The organism is Escherichia sp. KTE96, assembly GCF_000408525.1.
Lineage (GTDB): Bacteria > Pseudomonadota > Gammaproteobacteria > Enterobacterales > Enterobacteriaceae > Escherichia > Escherichia marmotae.
This window is the reverse complement of the sequence record NZ_KE137149.1, coordinates 2,092,277-2,113,404: the sequence shown is the minus strand read 5'-3', so window position 1 is coordinate 2,113,404 and position 21,128 is coordinate 2,092,277. Positions and strand designations below refer to the sequence as shown.

Here is a 21,128-nt window from a genome sequence, read left to right as displayed (position 1 = left end):
TGCAGCTCCCCGCCCTGCCTGTTTAAGGCCAGGACAGGATTGAGCTGCAAAATAAAAATGACGATGAATTACTGTTGATGAGGATTCAGACGACGGCGGCTAATAATGCGTAGCAGACGCCAGGCCACCCATGCCAATAGCACCACACTGAGTGTTGCCAACACCGCCAACAGAACGGGATGTCTCGCTAACACGTATTGGATACGCTCAAACCAGGGAAGATCCCCCACATAATAAGTATCTCCAGCCCGTAAACTATCGACACCAGATTCACGAATAACCGCGACTGAGCCAAAGATATTGCCGCGCTTTACACTATCAACCAACGCATTGTTGAGTAACCCATCGCCGCGTGCTCCTTCGGTCATCAATGCAATTACGCTACGTTGGGTATGATACGGGGACTGAAAACCAACCACCGCAGCCATTGGCGATGGGGAAACTATGGTTGATTGTGTTTCCGAATTTTGATCGTTTTTATCTGCCTCAATTTGGACATATTTAGCGTGCCGCATTGGACTTTTTACCCAACGTGTCGTTGCCTCAATAAGCAGATTTATTTGCTGTTTGTCTTCTAATTCTTGTGGAAGTGTCCCTATCAACAGAATGTCTGCATCCCTGCTCCGAACGGAGCTTATATCATCAGTAATTGTCAGATTAATGGCTGGAAACCCGGTTTGAGCACCAATCAATCCCAGGGTATTTAGCAATATTTCAACCTGCGTTGCACCAGGCTTTTCAGGCATAACGACAACTGTTTCTGATAAATCAGCCATTCGACTAAAAGGAAAGCCTGCGCTGACAAAGGCGCGTAAATCAGGCATGGCGATAAAGTGATGATACTTTGAAAAATCGATAGTGGAATCATCTGCAATGACTGCATGATTTTTCAAAGGCCGGGAAATAATACAGCTATCAGCATCAGCGCGCGGTATCGTATTAACGTATTCAAAATTAAATCGCAATTGATTGAGCGCCCCCAGTGTCAACGCCGGAACGGTAATTTTATTATTGTCATCCAACAATTCTTGCAATAACGGTAAACGTAACAGCAGTCGATCCGTAGCAGATTGAGTATTTAGACGAAAAGATTCCAGGTACTGATTATTAAGGCTGACATCCACGCGCGAACCACTCACCATTGGTGTGGTATAGCGATAGTTAATCTTCATATCAACACCGCGGTTACGTAGCAGAAAGAGATCTGGTGGCAAATTAAATGAAATATTAATTGCCGCAGACTCCAGGGCGCTTGCCTGTAATTGCCCTTCATATGTCTTAAGCTCTGCGAAAGTTACAGGACGGTCAGTGCGTACCCAATTTGGCGCATCATAAGGTTTGCGCGGCAAAAGCGGCTCCACATCATTGACGACCACACTATCGCCGCGAAACAGTATATTTCCCTGCGCAAGGCCTTTTGCCGCCTGTAATAAATCGTTGTCATCGCGACCAAAAAGTACCAACAATTTGACGAAAGGATTTTGCGGATGGTTGATCATTTCAATAACAGGTGCATTCACCAACGGATGATCACGTAGAAAGTCTGGTCGTCTATTATTAGTGGCAAATACCACTGCATTACTTTCTGGTAACTGGTCATAGAAAACAGGGAATCGATGACCACGCCATCCCGATTGTGCACCAAACCACGAAGCGACAATTGCTGATGCCTGCTGCAACCCTTTGTCAGGAGTACCGGCAAATACCATCGGCAATGTATTGGTACGGTTATCTCGTGGATCAAAGAATGGCACCGGAAAATATGAAAGATCATTTTTCAGATTGAGTCTCTGAAACGTCAGTTCCAGTTCGCTGTTGCGCCCAATATCAAGCCACAGGCTGCTGGTCAAATTTTCACATGCACTCTGGTAGTGACTAATTAATTCGAAACGCAAGCGGTTAAAATCGGAGAAATACAATGGATTGAGAGATATTTCCGTCAACGTTTTTTTCCCCAGTTGTTCTTTGAAAATCGGTAATACCTCCATCAACTCATCATTAAGATAAACCTTAAGTTGTGACTGGACAGGGAGTAACGACGGCGATGGGGTATACTCAAGTTTTAGTTTCGCTTCTGAAACCATTTCATCACTGCGCATACCAAACTCAATATGACCCTGAGGGTTGACTCCACTCAGAACAATATTACCTGGCACTGCTGCTATTTGCGTAAATGGGAGCTTTAACTGGCGGGATGGCACTTTCTCATAAATAGAAACGTTCTCCTTCTGCACAGAAGGTAATATTATCCCGGTGGTAGGTTTATTAATCGTTGTATGTGTAGTCGATGCTGCATTTGCCTGATAAATGCATAACAACCCCAAGAAAATTATTGCAAAACCAGCCTTAAAAAACTTTCTTCCCATTTTAAAAACTCAAGAACCAAAAACAAATACACACAATAAATATTTAGTTAGCAACCAGAAACAAAACTAACCCTTAGAACGTCCTTTAATATTCTGGAGAATATAAAAAATCATATTACAGTAACCTTTCAGAGAGATGAAAGATATTTCAAAAAAGCTCTTTAGAATATTATCCTGGGATATTTTATCATTCCATTCTTGCCATATTGAATCACGAGAAAATGTCGCTCTAACATAATTAATACTTTGTTCATGGCTCATTGGCATAATCTTCAGGCCAATTTTATTATTGTAAGCATGAACTATTTGTACTGGAATATCGCATTTTCCGTAACCATCATCCAGATGAAGAGACAACTGCTGTGTTTTATCAATATCTTTTAGGTCGGAAATATTATCAATGATAACCCCTAGTCCTCCTTCGGAGAAATCAAGAACAGAACAAGGGTAGTTTCGCCCATCAGTCAGTTGGATCACACCTTTGAAAGACACGTCGATACGCGGAGAAAAACGCACCTGTTTTTGTTCAATAGAGACAGCCAGAGTTGCGCCAATAATAATTGTATTATAAAGCAACCAAACTAAACAAAAGAGATTCAGGATCGCAATATGCCCTTGCAAATTATAAAAATTAACAATACCCATTATCAATCCAAGTAAGTTTAAAATAGCAAAAATGAGGTAGGGATATGATATTCGCCAGTCAACAAACTTATTTTTTATTAATCCCCCTTTAGCCGTAACATTAAAGCGCCCTTTTGCCGGAGCAAGTAATGCAACAAGCGTCGGTAGCGTAATGTACCAGGCCAGCACCATTTCGTAAATCTCATTCCAGAAAGAATGCCTGTATTTTCCTTGTATTCTTGAGTTAGTTAAAACGATAACAAATAGATAAGGCAAAACATAAGACATAATATCCGCTATCGATGCATCTATCAGATTAACTGAAAAGAAAATGGGGCATAATGGTGCACACAAGAAAATCAGTCGTGGCACACCTGATAAAAAGTGCATCATGCTGCTGAGATAGCAAAGGCGCTGTGATAATGTCAGGCCTTTGCCTAATAATGGATTGTCAATACGCAAGATTTGGATCATTCCCCTGGCCCACCGAATCCGTTGCCCAATATGGGCTGATAATGTTTCGGTGGCAAGTCCGGCAGCCAGAGGATAGCGAAGGTACGCAGAGCTGTAACCTGCACGATGCAAACGTAACGACGTATGCGCATCTTCCGTTACTGTTTCGACTGCAATGCCACCCACCTCATCCAAAGCAGATCTACGGATAATTGCGCACGAACCACAAAAAAATGAAGCATTCCAGGTATCCGTTCCATTCTGGATTAATCCATAAAAGAGATGCCCTTCATTTGGCTTTTGCCGAAACTGTCCCAGATTTCGCTCAAAAGGATCAGGGGAGAAAAAATGATGTGGTGTTTGCAACATCGATAGTTTTTCATCAGCAATAAACCAACCCATTGTTTTCGTTAAAAAAGAAACAGAAGGTATATGATCGCAATCAAAAATAGCAACAAATTCTCCGTTAGCTATTTTAAGCGCATTATTTATGTTTCCGGCCTTAGCATGTTCATGTGTTTCTCTTGCGACATAATGAATGCCTGATTCATCTGCGAATCTTCTAAACTCTTGCCTGGCGCCATCATCAAGGATCCAGACGTGTAATTTATCTTTTGGCCAGTCTAATGCCAGTGCACCATAAACTGTATTCTTCACAACCGTCAGAGGTTCATTATAAGTGGGTATTAATATATCAACATTAGGCCATTCTTCTTTATTGTCTGGTAAGGGTATACACTCTCTGTTCAATGGAAAGCAAACCTGAAAGTAACCCAGTAATAAGACAAGCCAGGCATACGTCTCAGCAACTAATAGCGTTACTGAAAAGAAGCTGTCTGGAACCTCATCCAGGATAACTGAAGAAGAGTAACGCCACCATAGATATCTGGAAGATATGAGTACGCCAATCCCCATCAAAATAAGGGTAATTATCCTTCCCTTAACAAAATTGATGAGAAAAACAGAGATGCAAATGATAATAGAGAATAATATTTGTTGATAAAGTCCAAGAGGCTGTTCGACAATCGATATAAAAACAAAACATAGCAATATAGCAACAACCAGAAGGATTTTGTTGTATGCTTCTTTATTTTTAAAGATCATGGCATCTAGTCATTCATTAATACTATTATTCAAACTGTGTGTTTTTTTGAAACATAAGTAACCAATTCAATGAAATTTAACACATTAACACCATGTTATCTGAGCTCTACCATTTTGCTTACTTTTGTATAATCGTTCATCTGCCAACAATTTCAACCGTTCAATATTATTCATACACTCGTCAGTATTAGCTACGCCAATGCTGCAACTACAATTCAACCCACCCATCGAGAAATGAACAATTCGGTGCAAAATTCTTGTTAGTTGATTTACATCTTTATCATGATAAATGATAGCGAACTCATCGCCGCCAAACCGATAAATTTCACCTTTACTGCGAGGCAATTCATCTTTAATAAGATTAACTATTTTTATGAGTACCTCATCACCAAACAAATGGCCAAACTTATCATTAATGGTTTTAAATTTATCTATGTCAAACAGACATAAGTATCCAAATTTTTCGCTCAATATTTTGATATCTTTATCAAAACTCCGGCGACCTGAAGCCCGTGTAAGCGCATCATAAGTGCCAAAATCATATATTTCTCTAATTGCATTGATCTCTTCAGCATTAAAGAATAGATTTTCTCCACGTAAACCATAATGATGATCCGACAATATTGATTCTTTTTCCAACCTACCCTTATATATAATGTTTTGCAGCAAATTAATATAATAGTAATATATTATGACTGCAGATACCGCCGAAGCAAAAACAAATAGCAAACACATATAAATATACTTGCTTTTTTTGTAAGCCACGATAAATATCATTTCAGGGATATAAGAATATGTCAGGGTGATGGCTGAGATCTCAAATACAGCATCATTTATCAAAAAATCATCACCCGCAATTTTCTTTTCATTATCATTAATATCATAAAATGAGACATAGATATCTTCTCGTTCCCCTGACTGATTTCTTATCAGAGATAAATAACGTTCTGGATCCACTACTGATATCAAACTAGTTCTTTTTGCTATGGGATGTGCATAATAAACATAGTATTTATCTTTTAAACTAATAACACCTCTTTCAAATTCGTTAATTACCCGAACAGAGGAAACTATGTCGTCACAAAAATCATCTCCTTTTGACGTAATTTTGATACATTTATCATCACTAATCATATAAGGACCCAGATCATATAAATATCCAGGATGTTGGAAATTTGAAAAGCTATCGCGTATTTTATTTAACAGTTCATCTGGTGATATCTCTAGTTCATAAAATACATTATTAGATACTGAACGACGATACTCAGACACATTAGCAATAGCAAGCCCACTATCAATAATAGATACCTTTACCGAATTAACTCGGTCTTTAACATACATAGTGTATAAATAACAAGTGACTACAGAGACGCACAAAAAATACAAAAAACAGATTCCTGCGGCCTTTTTTTTATATTTGAACATTGCGTTATTTTCTTTTTTTCGGTTTATTGTCTATATGCCACTCTAAAAATGGTAACGGTTTCTGGTATAAGTATCCCTGGACATGAGAGAATCCTAACTTTTGTAATTCTCTGGCCTGGCTTTCGGTTTCAACACCTTCAGCTATAACCGGCATATTTTCTTCACGGGCAAGGCTGGATATGAAATAGACAATTCTGTTTGTTTCATCGAAAATTCCTGAGGTAAACTCCGAATCAATTTTAATGCTATCAGGCCTTACTTTATAAAGTTTTTTCAAATCAGCTAAACCGCTGCCGAAATCATCAAGTGAAATCTTAATACCGTTTTCTTTTAAAATATTTATATTATTGTAAAAGCTATCATTTATGTCTTTTACTGCCGATTCGGTGATCTCCAGGCAGATTTGATCAGCATTTATACTAAACGTATTAATTAATGACAAAACCCGGAAGTGGAAATCAAATTCATTTAATTGCCACGGAGATACATTAATATGCAGGAGAAAATCATTCGTAATTTCATATTCACGGCTAAATGCCCCAAATTCTCCAATAGCCGTTTCCAGTACAAAATCACCCAATTCTTTAATTAAGCCAATTTCTTCAGCAACAGGTACGAAAATTGATGGTGGTATTATGCCATTTTCAACTGACAACCAACGGCATAACGCCTCCGCACCTACAACCTTATTATTCGCCATATCAATAATAGGTTGATAGACTAAATAAAACTCACTACTCGCAATCCCCTTTTTTATATTTCCAGCGACCCAGACTTTTTGATCAAGTTCATGAGCCTTGATATCATCATAAAACATAAATTCAGATTCTTTATTTTCTCGCATAGCCGTTAATGCCAGTTTCAGCTTGCCTTCATAATTTGATACATTTTCCCCCACAAAAGTTTCGCAAATAGCAATTTTATGAACATAAATATTTCTTAGACAAATAATATGGTCAGGGAGATTTAAAATTGATAATTGCTCGATGAACTCTTCACAATGAGTATGACATAGCAACAAATATGTTTCAGTTGAGACTTTCAGTATGTCACAGTATCGAGAATATTTTTCTGATATTTTTGATTTTATATCATTTATAATCTCGTCATATTTTTTACTTCCATGTATCGCCTCAACAAACTCTAATCCATAGATACAAAGCATGCCAACTGCTAAGTAGGTTTTATTGTTGGTTTCAATAACAGATTTATTGATATAGAAGCAACTTCCTTGCTCACAAGAAACAAGATTAAGTAACCGCTCCATTCGTTCTTTGTATTTATCACTTATGTTATTAATGATTTTTTTCAGCTCAATAATCTCACTGCTGTCATTTTGCACAATTTCAATTTTGTCGTTGCGGTATACTGAATTCGCTAATTTTTTCAAATGCTCTATCAGTTTATTGGACTCTTTTTTAATTTTCTTTGTTATCTTTTCAACAACATACCATAATAAACAGAAGCAAACCAAACCACATAAAAACATCAATGTAAAATATTTATTGATGTTTGCATCCTCTGATTTCTGATAGTGAAAATAATGGAATCTGACATCAGGAAGTCTGGGGAGTGATATGACATTATCGGTATAGTTGCCACTGTCATTACTTATGTTATAACTACCTGATGAGTTACGAACAATAAGATGCAGCATTGATTTTTCATTACCTACCATAATTTTTTTATTCTGCTCCATGAATAAAATATCAGCTTCACCAGCCAATTTATTAAGATAATTACTAAAATATCTTTCATCAAGATCTAAATGCATTAACTTCAGAGCAAACGAATTTTTTTCTTCTTCGGATGGACGTAATGAAAACGAGAAACATTTTTTCCCTGCAATGCCATAGCAGTTATACCACGGTGACCATTTTGAATAAGTCCCTTTCGGCAATTTATTCCAGGGGCGAGATTCAGGATCAAAGTATTTATCGCTAATTTCACCATCAACCCCAGTAAAAGGTTTACCGGGTTCTGATTGGCCAAAAAACTTAATCACACCACCATCAGTTCGAATAAAGCTAAGATACTTCCCGTTATTCAACATTATCCCAACTAGATTAACGGAATCTATTTTTTTCATCCGATGGATGACCGCTTGTTTGATTTCATTTTCATCATGTAACAGATAAATAGCATCTTTTAACGCATCAGCTTCTTTTTCAATTTTAGAAAAAAAATTATTTAAATTATTGTTAATAAGTATAAGATTAATACGCGAAGAATTTTCTTCTATTTTTTTATGAAAATCAATCGCCGTAATAAATGACAAAATAATATAGACTGTAACGGCTAATATAAGCGCAGTGTTAAATCTTGAATTTAATTTTTCAGTAATGCTATACATATTGGAGTTCTGACTAAAGTGTTATCAATAGTTCCGATATTACATCGTATAAAATTACTTATAATTGATGGTGTTAATATCCCTCATTATGATTTTATTACTTGAAACATTTCCTCCCAACGAATATACCATGATGAGAAGATTCATTTTTCCTTAATTTACAAAAGTGATTATCATAGTTTTTACTTTAACTGAACCAACATTGTTATACTTAATATTCGTGCTTTTGTCTCTTTTGCCCACGCTACCGCCTTTCGTTAATTTTCAACGAAATAATTAAGATATGAAAATATTTATAAATGTCGACATAACTGTCACATACCGCACAGTTGCGCCATCGCCACTTTTACCACCCAAAAGAGGCATTAATATGTAATCTCAGCAATCCATTCCGTTTATTTATCTGTTCTTCAGATATGAGCAATGTGACTCTTTTAACCCAAATAAATTAATCAATAACCTTAGAGAAAGTGGTCATTATTAGTTGATTGCTAAGGCTGTAGAGCGCCCATCAACCTGAACAGATAAATACGTTGAGGAATACACGATCGATAAAACAATAAGGTGCAGTGGCAGACGACTATTTTATTTTTAAAACAATAGTCTGTGAACCATGCCTGGTATGAGTAGATTCTAGTGAGAGAAGGTTTTTGTAAGTTTAAAATCCTATAAAATATCAAATTAGCAGAATTTTAAACCAGATTAGAAATGTATTTTCTACATAACGAAACAATAGTTGCAACTATTTTCAGCAAATTTAACCAAAAGTGATAACATGCAACATTGTTGATGCAGATCAAAAAAAAACGATTTTATAGTGCTGGGCGTTGTTTAAACTTTGTCCTCAAAAATCAAACTGTTACCATAAGAAATAGTTCACTGCGGAACTCAGAATAATAACGCGCAAAATAGCCAACAATTTAAATTATCACCATATCTAAAAATAAAGCTTTCCAATAACTTAAATTCGTATTATCACGACAACATTTATCACCATTCATCTCTTAAGAAAAACTTAACTTTAGCGTTATCAGATCGACTCGTTCTTTTAATCTATTTCCTGCCCAACCCCCAATCGGTGATAAATGACATCAGCACAATGTTGTACCAGCGCAACTGTTTTTCCTGAACGCTCTCAGCATAGACCGATCTTTCGCTAATATTTAATAGATATCTCTAAACAGGGGGATTGTGTGGAAAATAAGAAATGCGAAAATGGTGGAATAAAAATTACAATCTGCTGTACATTTTATTTTTACAAATAAATTTTGCTGAAAGCTCGTGTAAAGAGGGAATAAGAAAACAGAGTGCGGACAACAAGTTCACACTCTTCACTAATTCATTTAGACGTGAGCAACGGGTTTTGGTGTGTGTCCGGCATTGCGTAGCAGCATCAGTAAGTAGATAAACGACACACTGGCGATCATGATAAACAGCAGATTATCAGAAAAATTCTGCATTAGCATGGCAGTAAAAGACGGCCCAAACAAACTACCCACGGTATAACTCAACAACAATGCTTGATTCATTGCGACCAGTTGATGATGTTCAACTTTCTCACAAGCCCAGGCCATCGCCACCGGATAGAGCGTAAAACCGGCTGCACCGAGGATGAACAATGCTGGAGCCATTGCCGCCTGACTTAACATCGCGATACTACCGAGAATGACGACAAATACCTGAACACGCAGTACCAGCAGACGACCAAATTTATCCGCCAGACGGCCAATTGGCCATTGCCCGAGGATACCGGCACTAACCAGTACCGCCATCCAGAATCCGATGCTGGCATTGCTAATCCCTTTATGATTGAGGTACAGAGGCATCAGACCATACAAAGAACCCAGAACGATTCCCGAGATAATGCAGCCATTCACGCCAAGTCGTGCCTGGCGAAGTTTTAGCATTGACGTCATGGGCGTCGAAGCATGATTTTCAGCCTGTTGATTCAGGATACGAGTAAACAGCAGCGGCAAGATCCCCGCCAGGGTCAACCCCGTAGCCCACGGCAATACGCTCATCAATTCGGTTGAAACTTTACTGAGCAGTAACTGGCCTAAAAACGTCCCCACATAATAAACCATCATATAGGCAGCAAGTAACCGCCCACGGTTACGTGACGTTCCGCTGCACATCAGCGCGCTTTCCACCACAACCCAAATCATGGCGCAACCGACGCCTGCGACGAAACGCCAGGCTAACCAGCTCCAGAATCCAATCATCAAACCAAGCCCGACACAGCCTGCCGCAAAAATGAAGGAAGCAAGGTAATAACTGCGATTAAACCCAAAGCGTTTAATGACATACCCTGTCAGTAAAGTACCGACCAGGTTGCCGGTAAAATAAGATGAACTGACGACACCGACCTGCCATGTGGGCAAATGCGCCTGGGCGAGCCATAGCGGCACCAGTGTATTTAACACCGCGATCGCCAGAGTCAACAAAAGTAAGCCAGACAGCAAAAGCATGACAGGCCGGGTATACGTGGACATGAATTAAAACCGTGAGGAAGCTCAAATTTCATGCGCATCATGCCACCACCAAAAACATTGTCAATGGGTGAAAATACGTACATAACGTAGCGGCTGTATTATCGATTTATATTACTCATTCATAACACTAATGACGAAAAGATAATCAGTTTCATCTACTTGTTTTTATTGATCTAACATAAAGTTCATGCATTTCGTTCAGTCGAAAAATTTCATGGTCACAGCAAACCTGGATTTCCCGTCTATGCTTTCAGGGCAACGCATCGCGTCTGAACGATTTCAGGCGTACCACTGACTCTCGAAAGGAGAAGAGAATGACCAAACCGTATGTTCGTCTCGATAAAAATGATGCTGCTGTTTTGTTAGTTGATCACCAGGCTGGTTTACTTTCCCTTGTGCGGGATATTGAACCTGACAAATTTAAAAATAACGTGCTGGCGCTGGGTGACTTAGCTAAATATTTCAATTTGCCTACCATTCTTACCACCAGCTTTGAAACTGGTCCTAACGGCCCACTGGTCCCTGAACTGAAAGCACAGTTTCCGGATGCACCTTATATTGCGCGTCCTGGAAATATTAACGCCTGGGATAACGAAGATTTTGTCAAAGCAGTTAAAGCGACAGGTAAAAAACAACTGATTATTGCAGGGGTGGTAACCGAGGTTTGCGTAGCATTTCCGGCACTTTCCGCAATTGAAGAAGGGTTTGATGTCTTTGTGGTGACTGACGCGTCAGGAACCTTTAACGAAATTACCCGGCATTCGGCATGGGATCGCATGTCACAAGCGGGGGCGCAATTGATGACGTGGTTTGGTGTCGCCTGCGAACTGCACCGTGACTGGCGTAACGATATCGAAGGCCTGGCGACGCTGTTCTCTAACCACATTCCTGATTATCGTAATTTGATGACCAGTTACGACACCTTAACGAAACAGAAATAAAAGAGAACCGGGGCCGAAACCCCGGTTATAACGCTTTAGCTGGCAACAGCCATACCCACGGTCATATGCAAACCGTAGAATACGCCGCGACCGATTAATTCCCCTGCAAGAAGCAGGATGAATGACACGGAAAGCAGCGGCACCGCAGGCTGAAAACCTTTTAACTGCGGAGCAATCCACAAGCACAGTGCCACAGCGATAAGCACAATCCGCCAGGCCATCAGTGCACCGTAATCCGGCACCAGCGCCGCAGCCTGTTGTACAGAAGAGTGAATCGTAGCGAGTTCAGCCCCCTGCATTACAGACATTACACCGCTCACCACCAACGCCAGCACTGAAATTGCCGGAAGTAAACGCATCACCCAGCCATTAACCCCCGCCAGACGCAGTAACAGATATCCCAGCAGCGGGCCACCCATAAACATGGTCAGGAAGAAACCCATCGGTGTCCAGATGCTGTACCAGGTCGGTACGGTATCGATGCTGTTATACACACGTACCATCATCCAGACAAATACCACACCGAGAACCATCGTCACCACCAGCCACAGCGCGCGTAATACCGGTGACAGCTTTTTCAGCATTGCCAGCAACCAGCCGATGCCACCAACGGCAAAAAAGATCGAACCGCTGGCGATTTCGTTACTCAACGCCGAAGCGCCAACCCGATTGAGTGAGTTAAAGGCGCGCATCGGTGAACCAAGGTGAAGCATTGAGGCAATAAAGCCAATGCCCATCAGTACCCACAAGCCAAACATACAGGCAATAACCCGCTGTTGGGTATCGGCCCGAAGTTCACCTTTCAACAAGGCAAATGCCAGAACGATAAAACCGCCCACGACACACTGCCCGAAGACCGTGAAGATCATCAACGGCCATTCATGCCATCCACTTCCCATCTCACACCTCCTTCGGATTTGCCAGGTAGCCAGTGGTATCCCCGGTTGGGCGGCTGTTGGCGTTAGGTTTGATCACAATATTTGGTTTGGTAAAGTGCGCTCTTGGCAACGGCGCAACGGCGGCCAGATCGCCATGTTTTTTACGCAACTCGTCGATAGGGCCGAAATCCAGCGCCCGCAGCGGGCAAGACTCGACACAGATCGGTTTTTTACCTTCCGCGACACGATCATAACAACCATCACATTTGGTCATATGTCCTTTGGTTTCGTTGTACTGTGGCGCACCATACGGGCAAGCCATATGGCAGTAACGACAGCCAATACACACATCTTCATCGACAACGACAAAACCATCTTCACGTTTATGCATCGCGCCGCTCGGGCAGACTTTGGTACACGCCGGATCTTCGCAGTGATTACATGAAATCGAGAGATAGTAGGCAAATACGTTCTGATGCCAGACGCCGTTATCTTCCTGCCAGTCGCCGCCCGCATATTCATAAATTCGACGGAAGCTGACTTCTGGTGTCAAATCTTTGTAGTCTTTACAAGCCAGTTCGCAGGTTTTGCAACCGGTGCAACGACTGGAATCAATAAAAAATCCATACTGGGTTGTCATCGGTTACTCCTTACACCTTTTCAACCTGAACGAGGTTTGTATGTGACGGATTCCCCTTGGCGAGAGGAGATGGGCGTTGAGTGGTCAGTACGTTGATACAACCGCCCTGATCAACACGTTTCGCATCGGGGTCATACCAGGCACCTTCACCCAATGCGACCACGCCCGGCATCATTCGTGGCGTTACTTTCGCCTCAATATGAACCTCACCGCGATCGTTAAAGATCCGCACCTTATCGCCATTGTTGATACCGCGTTTTTGCGCATCAATTGGGTTGATCCACATTTCCTGGCGACAAGCCGCTTTCAGCACATCAACGTTACCGTAGGTGGAGTGCACACGAGATTTGTAGTGGAAACCAGTAAGTTGCAGCGGATACTGTTTATTCAGCGGATCCTGATAACTTTCAAAGCCCGGCGTGTAGATCGGCAGTGGATCAATCACATCGCCTTCTGGCAATTCCCAGGTAGCTGCAATATCAGCCAGTGCCTGTGAATAGATCTCAATTTTGCCCGATGGCGTGGTCAATGGATTTGCCTGCGGATCTTCCCGGAAGGCTTTATAAGCAACGTGATGCCCTTGTGGATCACGCTTTTTAAAGATCCCCTGCTTACGAAACTCTTCAAAGGTCGGCAATTCAGGAATCGCTTCTCGCGACTGGGCATACAGGTGGCGCATCCACTCTTCCTGGGTACGCCCTTCAGTAAACTGTTGCTCGACGCCAAGGCGTTTTGCCAGTTCGCTGGTCATCTCATAGATGGTCTTACATTCAAAGCGCGGTTTAATCACCTGGTCATTGAAAATTACGTAGGACATATTTCCGCAGGAAGCATCCAGCGCAAAGTCCATCTGCTCAGAGGCGGTGCAATCCGGCAACAGGATGTCAGCATATTTTGCTGATGAGGTCATGTGGCAGTCGATAACTACAATCAATTCGCACTTCTTATCATCCTGAAGGATTTCATGGGTGCGGTTGATTTCCGAGTGCTGGTTAATCAGGCAGTTACCGGCATAGTTCCAGATCATCTTAATCGGAACATCCAGCTTATCTTTACCGCGCACACCATCACGCAGCGCTGTCATTTCCGGGCCGCGTTCAATCGCATCGGTCCACATAAACATGGAAATGCTGGTTTGGATCGGGTTTTCGAGGGTCGGCATACGGACAAACGGTAAGCTGTATGAGCCTTCGCGCGCCCCGGTGTTGCCACCGTTAATACCGACGTTACCGGTGAGGATCGCCAGCATTGAGATAGCACGAGTGGCGATTTCACCGTTAGCGTGGCGTTGTGGTCCCCAACCCTGGCTGATAAACGCCGGTTTAGTGCTGCCAATTTCCCGCGCCAGTTTGATGATTTTGTCCGCCGGAATACCCGTAATTTGCGAAGCCCATTCCGGCGTTTTAGCAACGCCGTCCGGCCCTTCACCCAGAATGTAGGCTTTATAGTGACCGTTTTTCGGCGCACTGGCAGGCAACGTTTTTTCGTCGTAACCGACACAATATTTATCGAGAAACTCTTGATCAACCAGGTTTTCAGTGATCATGACATATGCCAGACCATTAACCAGTGCGGCATCTGTTCCCGGACGGATCGGGATCCATTCATCTTCGCGCCCGGCACCGGTGTCTGTATAGCGCGGATCGATAATGATCATGCGAGCATTTGATTTCTGACGCGCCTGTTCGAGGTAATAAGTCACCCCGCCGCCGCTCATTCGCGTTTCGCCCGGGTTATTACCAAACAGTACCACCAGCTTACTGTTTTCAATATCTGACGGGCTGTTGCCATCAGCCCAGCCGCCGTAGGTATAGTTCAGACCTTCCGCAATTTGCGCGGAGGAGTAGTCACCATAATGGTTCAGGTAACCGCCACAGCAGTTCATTAAACGCGCCACCAGGGTATTTCCCGGTGGCCAGGAGCGGGTCATGGTGCCGCCCAGCGTACCTGTACCATAGTTCAGATAGATGGATTCGTTGCCATATTCTTTAATCAGACGCTGCATATTAGTAGCGATAATGTCGTAGGCTTCTTCCCAGCTAATGCGCTCAAATTTGCCTTCACCACGCGCCCCTACCCGTTTCATCGGATATTTCAGACGATCAGGATTATAAACGCGACGACGCATGGAACGCCCACGCAGACAGGCGCGCACCTGATGCAGGCCGTCGTAATTGTCATCACCGGTATTATCCGTTTCGACGTATTTGATCTCACCGTCCACGACATGCATACGTAGCGGGCAGCGGCTGCCACAGTTAACTGTACAGGCGCTCCAGACAACCTTCTCGTCAGAATTTGCCGCAATGGCGTTATCGACAGCGTGCGCTATTCGACTAAAAGGTAATGTTAATGCGCTGCTGGCCATCGCCAGGCCGCCGATCGCTGTCGTTTTTACCAAACCACGGCGACTCACCTCAGCAGCCAATACCGCATCAGGGATTTTCGTTTTCATAATGGCTCACTCAAGCTTGCTTACGATTGATTCCAGTAACAAACCGTATTGTGTAATTATTTTTATAGCGGCGCGCTATATAGGTTTGTATACATCGAATGATTTGAAAATCAACGAGATAGATAGATTTTCACTCGAAAGTAGTATTACGCGTAAGTGAAATGTAATTATTGTTTGGTATCAAAAGGAGACAAAAAAAGCGCCCGTAGGCGCTTTTTAGATTCGGCATATTTAGATATTAGCCAATATATTCCAGTCCGTTCATGTACGGACGCAGAACTTCTGGTACTTCAATACGGCCATCAGCCTGCTGATAGTTTTCCATTACCGCAACCAACGTACGACCAACAGCCAGACCAGAACCGTTCAGGGTATGAACCAGACGGGTTTTCTTGTCTGACTTGCTGCGGCAACGTGCCTGCATACGACGTGCCTGGAAATCCCAGACGTTAGAGCAGGAAGAGATCTCGCGGTAGGTGTTCTGTGCCGGGATCCATACTTCCAGGTCGTAAGTTTTGCAAGCGCCAAAGCCCATGTCGCCAGTGCAAAGAATGATTTTACGGTACGGCAGACCCAGTAGTTGCAGGACTTTTTCTGCATGACCGGTCATCTCTTCCAGTGCCGCCATAGAGTCTTCCGGACGCACGATCTGAACCATTTCAACTTTGTCGAACTGGTGCATACGGATCAGGCCGCGAGTGTCACGACCATAAGAACCAGCTTCAGAACGGAAGCACGGTGTATGGGCGGTCATCTTAATTGGCAGATCATCTTCATCGATGATTTCACCGCGCACCAGGTTGGTCAGCGGAACTTCCGCCGTCGGGATCAGCGCGTAGTTACTGGTGTCAGCTTCTTCTTCCAGCGGACGAGTATGGAACAGGTCACCAGCAAATTTCGGCAACTGACCAGTACCGTACAGCGTGTCCTGGTTAACCAGATACGGGACATAGTTTTCGCTATAGCCATGCTGCTCGGTGTGCAGATCCAGCATAAACTGCGACAGCGCACGGTGCATGCGAGCGATTTGCCCTTTCATCACCACAAAGCGCGAACCGGTCAGCTTAACTGCTGCTGCAAAGTCAAGACCTGAGTGCATTTCACCCAGCGTCACGTGGTCACGAACTTCAAAGTCAAACTCGCGCGGGGTGCCCCAGCGGCTAACTTCAACGTTGTCATTTTCGTCTTTACCTACCGGCACTTCATCTGCAGGCAGGTTAGGGATTGTCAGCGCGATATCGCGAATTTCAGCCTGTAAAGCATCCAGCTCGGCTTTTGCTGCATCCAGCTCTTCGCCCAGTTTGTTCACTTCCAGACGTAAAGGCTCAATATCTTCCCCGCGCGCTTTCGCCTGGCCAATGGATTTCGATCGGGAGTTACGCTCCGCTTGCAGGTTTTCCGTTTTGACCTGCAATACTTTACGACGCTCTTCAAGAGCGCCCAGCTTATCTACATCCAGCTTAAAGCCCCGGCGTGCCAGTTTTTCAGCGACTGCGTCTGGCTCATTACGCAGCAGATTGGGATCGAGCATGCTTATCCTGTGCTTATCGAATTAAATGGGAGATGTGGCCACAGCCTGCGACCACAGGGATACAGTAACAACATTACCGCAACGATAACATTAACGGTAGCGTTTTATGGGGCTATTTTGATCCTGTTCAGCCAGCCAGGCGAGCTTTTCGCCAATCTTGCCTTCAAGGCCTCTGTTGGTCGGGAAATAATAGCGTGTTTGTGCTATTTCCGGCGGGAAGTAAACCTCACCGGCGGCATAAGCGTTTGCTTCATCATGAGCGTAACGATATTCCTGCCCGTAGCCCATTTCCTTCATCAGTTTGGTCGGCGCATTGCGCAAGTGAACTGGCACGTCATAATCCGGACGTTCGCGAGCATCGGCCAGCGCGGCTTTAAACGCAGTATACACAGCGTTACTTTTTGGTGCGCAAGCCAGATAAACAATCGCCTGGGCAATGGCGCGCTCGCCCTCTGCCGGACCCACGCGGGTAAAGCAATCCCAGGCAGCTATTGCCACCTGCATCGCACGCGGATCAGCATTGCCGACATCTTCCGACGCTATTGCAAGGCAGCGACGTGCGACATATAACGGATCGCCACCGGCAGTAATAATTCGCGCATACCAGTAAAGCGCCGCATCGGGGGCGCTACCGCGCACAGATTTATGCAGCGCGGAAATCAGATCGTAAAAGCGATCGCCTTTGTTATCGAAGCGGGCACTGCGCTCACCGGCGATTTCCGTCAATAATTCTGTCTTCAGAACACGTTTACCGCTGTTATCGACTTCGGCCATATCCGCCATCATTTCCAGCGTATTTAACGCCCGGCGCGCATCGCCATTCACCAGTTCAGCAATCGCCCGACGCGTCTCATCTGGCAGAACAATATCTTGCCCACCGTAACCGCGGGTTTTGTCTTCCATCGCCTGAGTCAGTACTTGCTCAATATCCTCTGTGCTAAGGGATTTCAGCAGATAAACTCGGGCACGGGAAAGCAATGCCGAGTTAAGTTCAAATGACGGGTTTTCAGTCGTCGCGCCAATGAAAGTGATGGTGCCATCTTCAATATGCGGTAGAAAAGCATCCTGCTGACTTTTGTTGAAGCGGTGAACTTCATCAACAAACAGAATGGTGCGCCGACCGGCATTGCGGTTCTGCCGCGCTCGCTCGATTGCCTCGCGAATCTCTTTAACGCCAGAGGTGACGGCTGAAATACGTTCCACATCAGCATTCGCATAGCGGGCAATGACTTCTGCGAGGGTCGTTTTACCAGTACCGGGTGGCCCCCAGAGGATCATGGAATGCAAGTGCCCCGCTTCGATAGCACGCGGCAACGGTTTCCCCGCAGCCAGCAAATGCTGCTGGCCGATATACTGTGCTAAATTTTCTGGCCGCATACGCGCGGCCAGAGGTTGAAAAGTATTATCCGAAAAATCGAGCGACAGATTGCTCACTCAGGGCCTCTACTTACGTTGGTCATCTACCGTTACGCCTTGCGGCGGGGTGAAGGTAAATTTCGCTGCATCCACAGCACCGTTTTGCTGGGATTTCAGTTGATAACTACTGCGCTGATCGTCCTGCTCTACCGCACTAAACTGATGGATCGTACCATCGCGCCCCACATTAATGGTGAATTGCTTCAGATTGCCATTGCTGGCTTTCGGCGTCAGGATAAAGTCATCGCCATTCTGTTTGATGTTGTATTGCTGCCAGTCACTGGACTGGTTACGGGCAATCAGCATAAACGGCGTATTGCCGGTGGCATCTTTCAGCCAGGTTGCCGTGGCTTGTTCAACAAAGGGATTATAGAACCACAGTGTTTTACCGTCAGAAACCAGAACACTTTCATCCGGCTGAGTCATATGCCAGTTAAACAGATTAGGGCGTTTCACCCATAAATCCCCCTGACCTTCCTGTACAGCAGCGCCGCTACCGTCAGTGACCTTTTGCGTAAAGCTGGCATGGAAACTGCTGACTTTATCCAGGCGGCTTTTCAGATCGCTTGCGGCGTCAGCCCAAACGCTGCTCGCCACGAAGCTTGAGAGTAATGCACAGGTGATGGCAATTTTTTTCATCATTGTTCCTCAAATTACGTCACTCCCAAACGGGAGTTCTCTCTACTCTCTATTCCAGGCTAATAATCAGCTTGAGGAAAGAAGAAAATACTGAATTTTCAGTTGATGGAGTGCCGGATGCAACGTTATCACGTCTTATCCGGCCTACGATTCACCAATTAGTCAAATGGCGGTGGGGCCAGCACTTCACGATTACCGTTGTGACCCTGTTCGCTGACGATCCCCTGCGCTTCCATCTGTTCTACGATGCGTGCGGCACGGTTGTAACCGATGCGGAACTGACGCTGAACACCGGAAATAGACGCTTTGCGTTTTTCAGTGACAAACGCCACCGCCTGATCGAACAACGGATCCAGCTCTTCAGCACCGTCAAAACCACCCGCACCACCTTCACTTTCGCTGTCGGAAGTGATGCCGTCAACATACTGCGGACGACCACGGGCTTTCCAGTCCTGCACCACCGCATGTACTTCCTGATCGCGAACAAAGGCACCGTGAACACGTACTGGCATGGTGGAGTTAGGCCCGGAGTAGAGCATATCCCCCATTCCCAGTAGCGATTCTGCGCCAGCCTGATCAAGAATGGTACGTGAGTCGATCTTGCTGGATACCGTGAAGGCGATACGGGTCGGAATGTTCGCTTTAATCAGACCAGTAATAACATCAACCGAAGGACGTTGCGTTGCCAGTACGAGGTGGATACCCGCGGCACGGGCTTTTTGCGCCAGACGTGCAATCAGCTCTTCCACTTTTTTACCCACCGTCATCATCAGGTCGGCAAATTCGTCCACCAGCACCACGATATACGGCTCTTTTTTCAGCACCGGATGCTGTGCATCCATACTATCGCCCGGCTTCCAGTACGGATCTGGAATTGGCCGCATCATACGATCAGCTTCAGCAATTTTTTCGTTATAACCTGCCAGGTTACGCACACCCAGTGCCGACATCAGCTTATAACGACGTTCCATCTCGTTGACACACCAGCGCAGAGCATTCGCTGCATCTTTCATGTCGGTAACGACTTCCGTTAACAGATGCGGGATACCTTCATAAACCGAAAGCTCCAGCATTTTCGGGTCGATCATGATGAAACGCACATCTTCCGGCTGCGCTTTATAGAGCATACTCAGGATCATAGCGTTCACACCGACAGACTTACCGGAACCGGTAGTCCCCGCAACCAATAAGTGCGGCATTTTCGCCAGATCGGCAACCACCGGCTCACCGGCAATATCTTTACCCAATACAATCGTCAACGGTGATGGGTTATCACGGAACCTGGCGTTATCCAGCACTTCGCGCAAATAAACGGTCTGGCGTTTTTTATTCGGTAATTCCAGACCTACATAAGGTTTACCTGGGATTACTTCAACTACACGGACTGCCACTGTTGATAACGAACGGGCAAGGTCACGTGACAAGTTAGAAATACGCGCGGCTTTTACACCCGGTGCCAGGTTCAGTTCAAAGCGAGTGATAACTGGCCCTGGTGAGTAGTTAACAACATCGGCTTTAATGCGGAAATCAGCCAGGCGCGCCTCCACCAGACGTGCCATTTGTTCGAGCGCAAAGGTATCTACTGGCTCCACTTCGCTCGGCGGCGGCGTCAACAAATCCAGCGATGGCAACGGCGTTGTCGGCTTGTGCAACGGACGACTGTCGCCATTGCGCATTAACAGCGGATGAAGCAGGGTATCCTGCGGCTGCGGCACGACTGGTTGCTGCGGCTGTTGATACTGCGGCTGCGGCGCGACCGGTTGTTGCGGCTGCTGATATTGCGGCTGCGGCGCGACCGGTTGTTGCGGCTG

General features: G+C 44.5%; 12 protein-coding genes and 2 pseudogenes. 1 reads left to right on the top strand and 13 read right to left on the bottom strand.

What is annotated here, in order from left to right:
• Positions 1-68 precede the first annotated feature (68 nt).
• The 6 genes and pseudogenes from bcsB to A1WG_RS04840 all read right to left on the bottom strand — a co-directional run bounded on the left by bcsB (position 69) and on the right by A1WG_RS04840 (position 10,817).
• Complete coding sequence (bcsB, locus tag A1WG_RS04820) at positions 69-2,366, bottom strand: cellulose biosynthesis cyclic di-GMP-binding regulatory protein BcsB (RefSeq protein WP_001516108.1); 2,298 nt, start codon at positions 2,364-2,366, stop codon at positions 69-71.
• Between the two features lie 66 nt (positions 2,367-2,432).
• Positions 2,433-4,547: a UDP-forming cellulose synthase catalytic subunit gene (gene bcsA / locus A1WG_RS04825; RefSeq protein ID WP_001516107.1), complete on the bottom strand. Its 2,115-nt coding sequence runs from the start codon at positions 4,545-4,547 to the stop codon at positions 2,433-2,435.
• Between the two features lie 84 nt (positions 4,548-4,631).
• Positions 4,632-5,972: a GGDEF domain-containing protein gene (locus A1WG_RS04830; RefSeq protein WP_001516106.1), complete on the bottom strand. Its 1,341-nt coding sequence runs from the start codon at positions 5,970-5,972 to the stop codon at positions 4,632-4,634.
• A gap of 4 nt (positions 5,973-5,976) precedes the next feature.
• Positions 5,977-8,325, bottom strand: coding sequence for an EAL domain-containing protein (locus tag A1WG_RS04835; protein ID WP_001516104.1), 2,349 nt, complete (start codon positions 8,323-8,325; stop codon positions 5,977-5,979).
• A 1,062-nt stretch (positions 8,326-9,387) separates the two neighbouring features.
• Positions 9,388-9,486: pseudogene (locus tag A1WG_RS25170) on the bottom strand (hypothetical protein); the annotation flags it as partial.
• A 182-nt stretch (positions 9,487-9,668) separates the two neighbouring features.
• Complete coding sequence (locus A1WG_RS04840) at positions 9,669-10,817, bottom strand: MFS transporter (RefSeq protein ID WP_000109280.1); 1,149 nt, start codon at positions 10,815-10,817, stop codon at positions 9,669-9,671.
• A gap of 314 nt (positions 10,818-11,131) precedes the next feature.
• Between A1WG_RS04840 and ycaC the strand changes: the two genes are divergently transcribed.
• On the top strand, positions 11,132-11,758 hold the full coding sequence (ycaC, locus tag A1WG_RS04845) for an isochorismate family cysteine hydrolase YcaC (protein ID WP_000165876.1): 627 nt from the start codon (positions 11,132-11,134) through the stop codon (positions 11,756-11,758).
• Positions 11,759-11,793: 35 nt separating this feature from the next.
• On the opposite strand, the gene dmsC is transcribed toward ycaC, so the two are convergent.
• From dmsC to ftsK, 7 genes and pseudogenes are all read right to left on the bottom strand, one after another.
• Positions 11,794-12,657, bottom strand: coding sequence for a dimethyl sulfoxide reductase anchor subunit DmsC (dmsC, locus tag A1WG_RS04850; protein ID WP_001516103.1), 864 nt, complete (start codon positions 12,655-12,657; stop codon positions 11,794-11,796).
• A 1-nt stretch (position 12,658) separates the two neighbouring features.
• Positions 12,659-13,276, bottom strand: coding sequence for a dimethylsulfoxide reductase iron-sulfur subunit DmsB (dmsB, locus tag A1WG_RS04855; RefSeq protein WP_000213098.1), 618 nt, complete (start codon positions 13,274-13,276; stop codon positions 12,659-12,661).
• Positions 13,277-13,286: 10 nt separating this feature from the next.
• Complete coding sequence (dmsA, locus tag A1WG_RS04860) at positions 13,287-15,731, bottom strand: dimethylsulfoxide reductase subunit A (RefSeq protein WP_001516102.1); 2,445 nt, start codon at positions 15,729-15,731, stop codon at positions 13,287-13,289.
• A gap of 238 nt (positions 15,732-15,969) precedes the next feature.
• Positions 15,970-17,262 (bottom strand): serine--tRNA ligase, encoded by a 1,293-nt coding sequence (serS, locus tag A1WG_RS04865; RefSeq protein ID WP_000886683.1) that lies wholly within the window; start codon positions 17,260-17,262, stop codon positions 15,970-15,972.
• Positions 17,263-17,352: 90 nt separating this feature from the next.
• Entirely contained in the window at positions 17,353-18,696 is a 1,344-nt protein-coding gene (rarA, locus tag A1WG_RS04870) for a replication-associated recombination protein RarA (RefSeq protein WP_000067764.1), read from the bottom strand.
• A gap of 9 nt (positions 18,697-18,705) precedes the next feature.
• Positions 18,706-19,317, bottom strand: a complete 612-nt coding sequence (gene lolA / locus A1WG_RS04875; protein ID WP_001516101.1) for an outer membrane lipoprotein periplasmic chaperone LolA — start codon at positions 19,315-19,317, stop codon at positions 18,706-18,708.
• Positions 19,318-19,475: 158 nt separating this feature from the next.
• Positions 19,476-21,128, bottom strand: a pseudogene (gene ftsK / locus A1WG_RS25165) (DNA translocase FtsK); the annotation flags it as partial.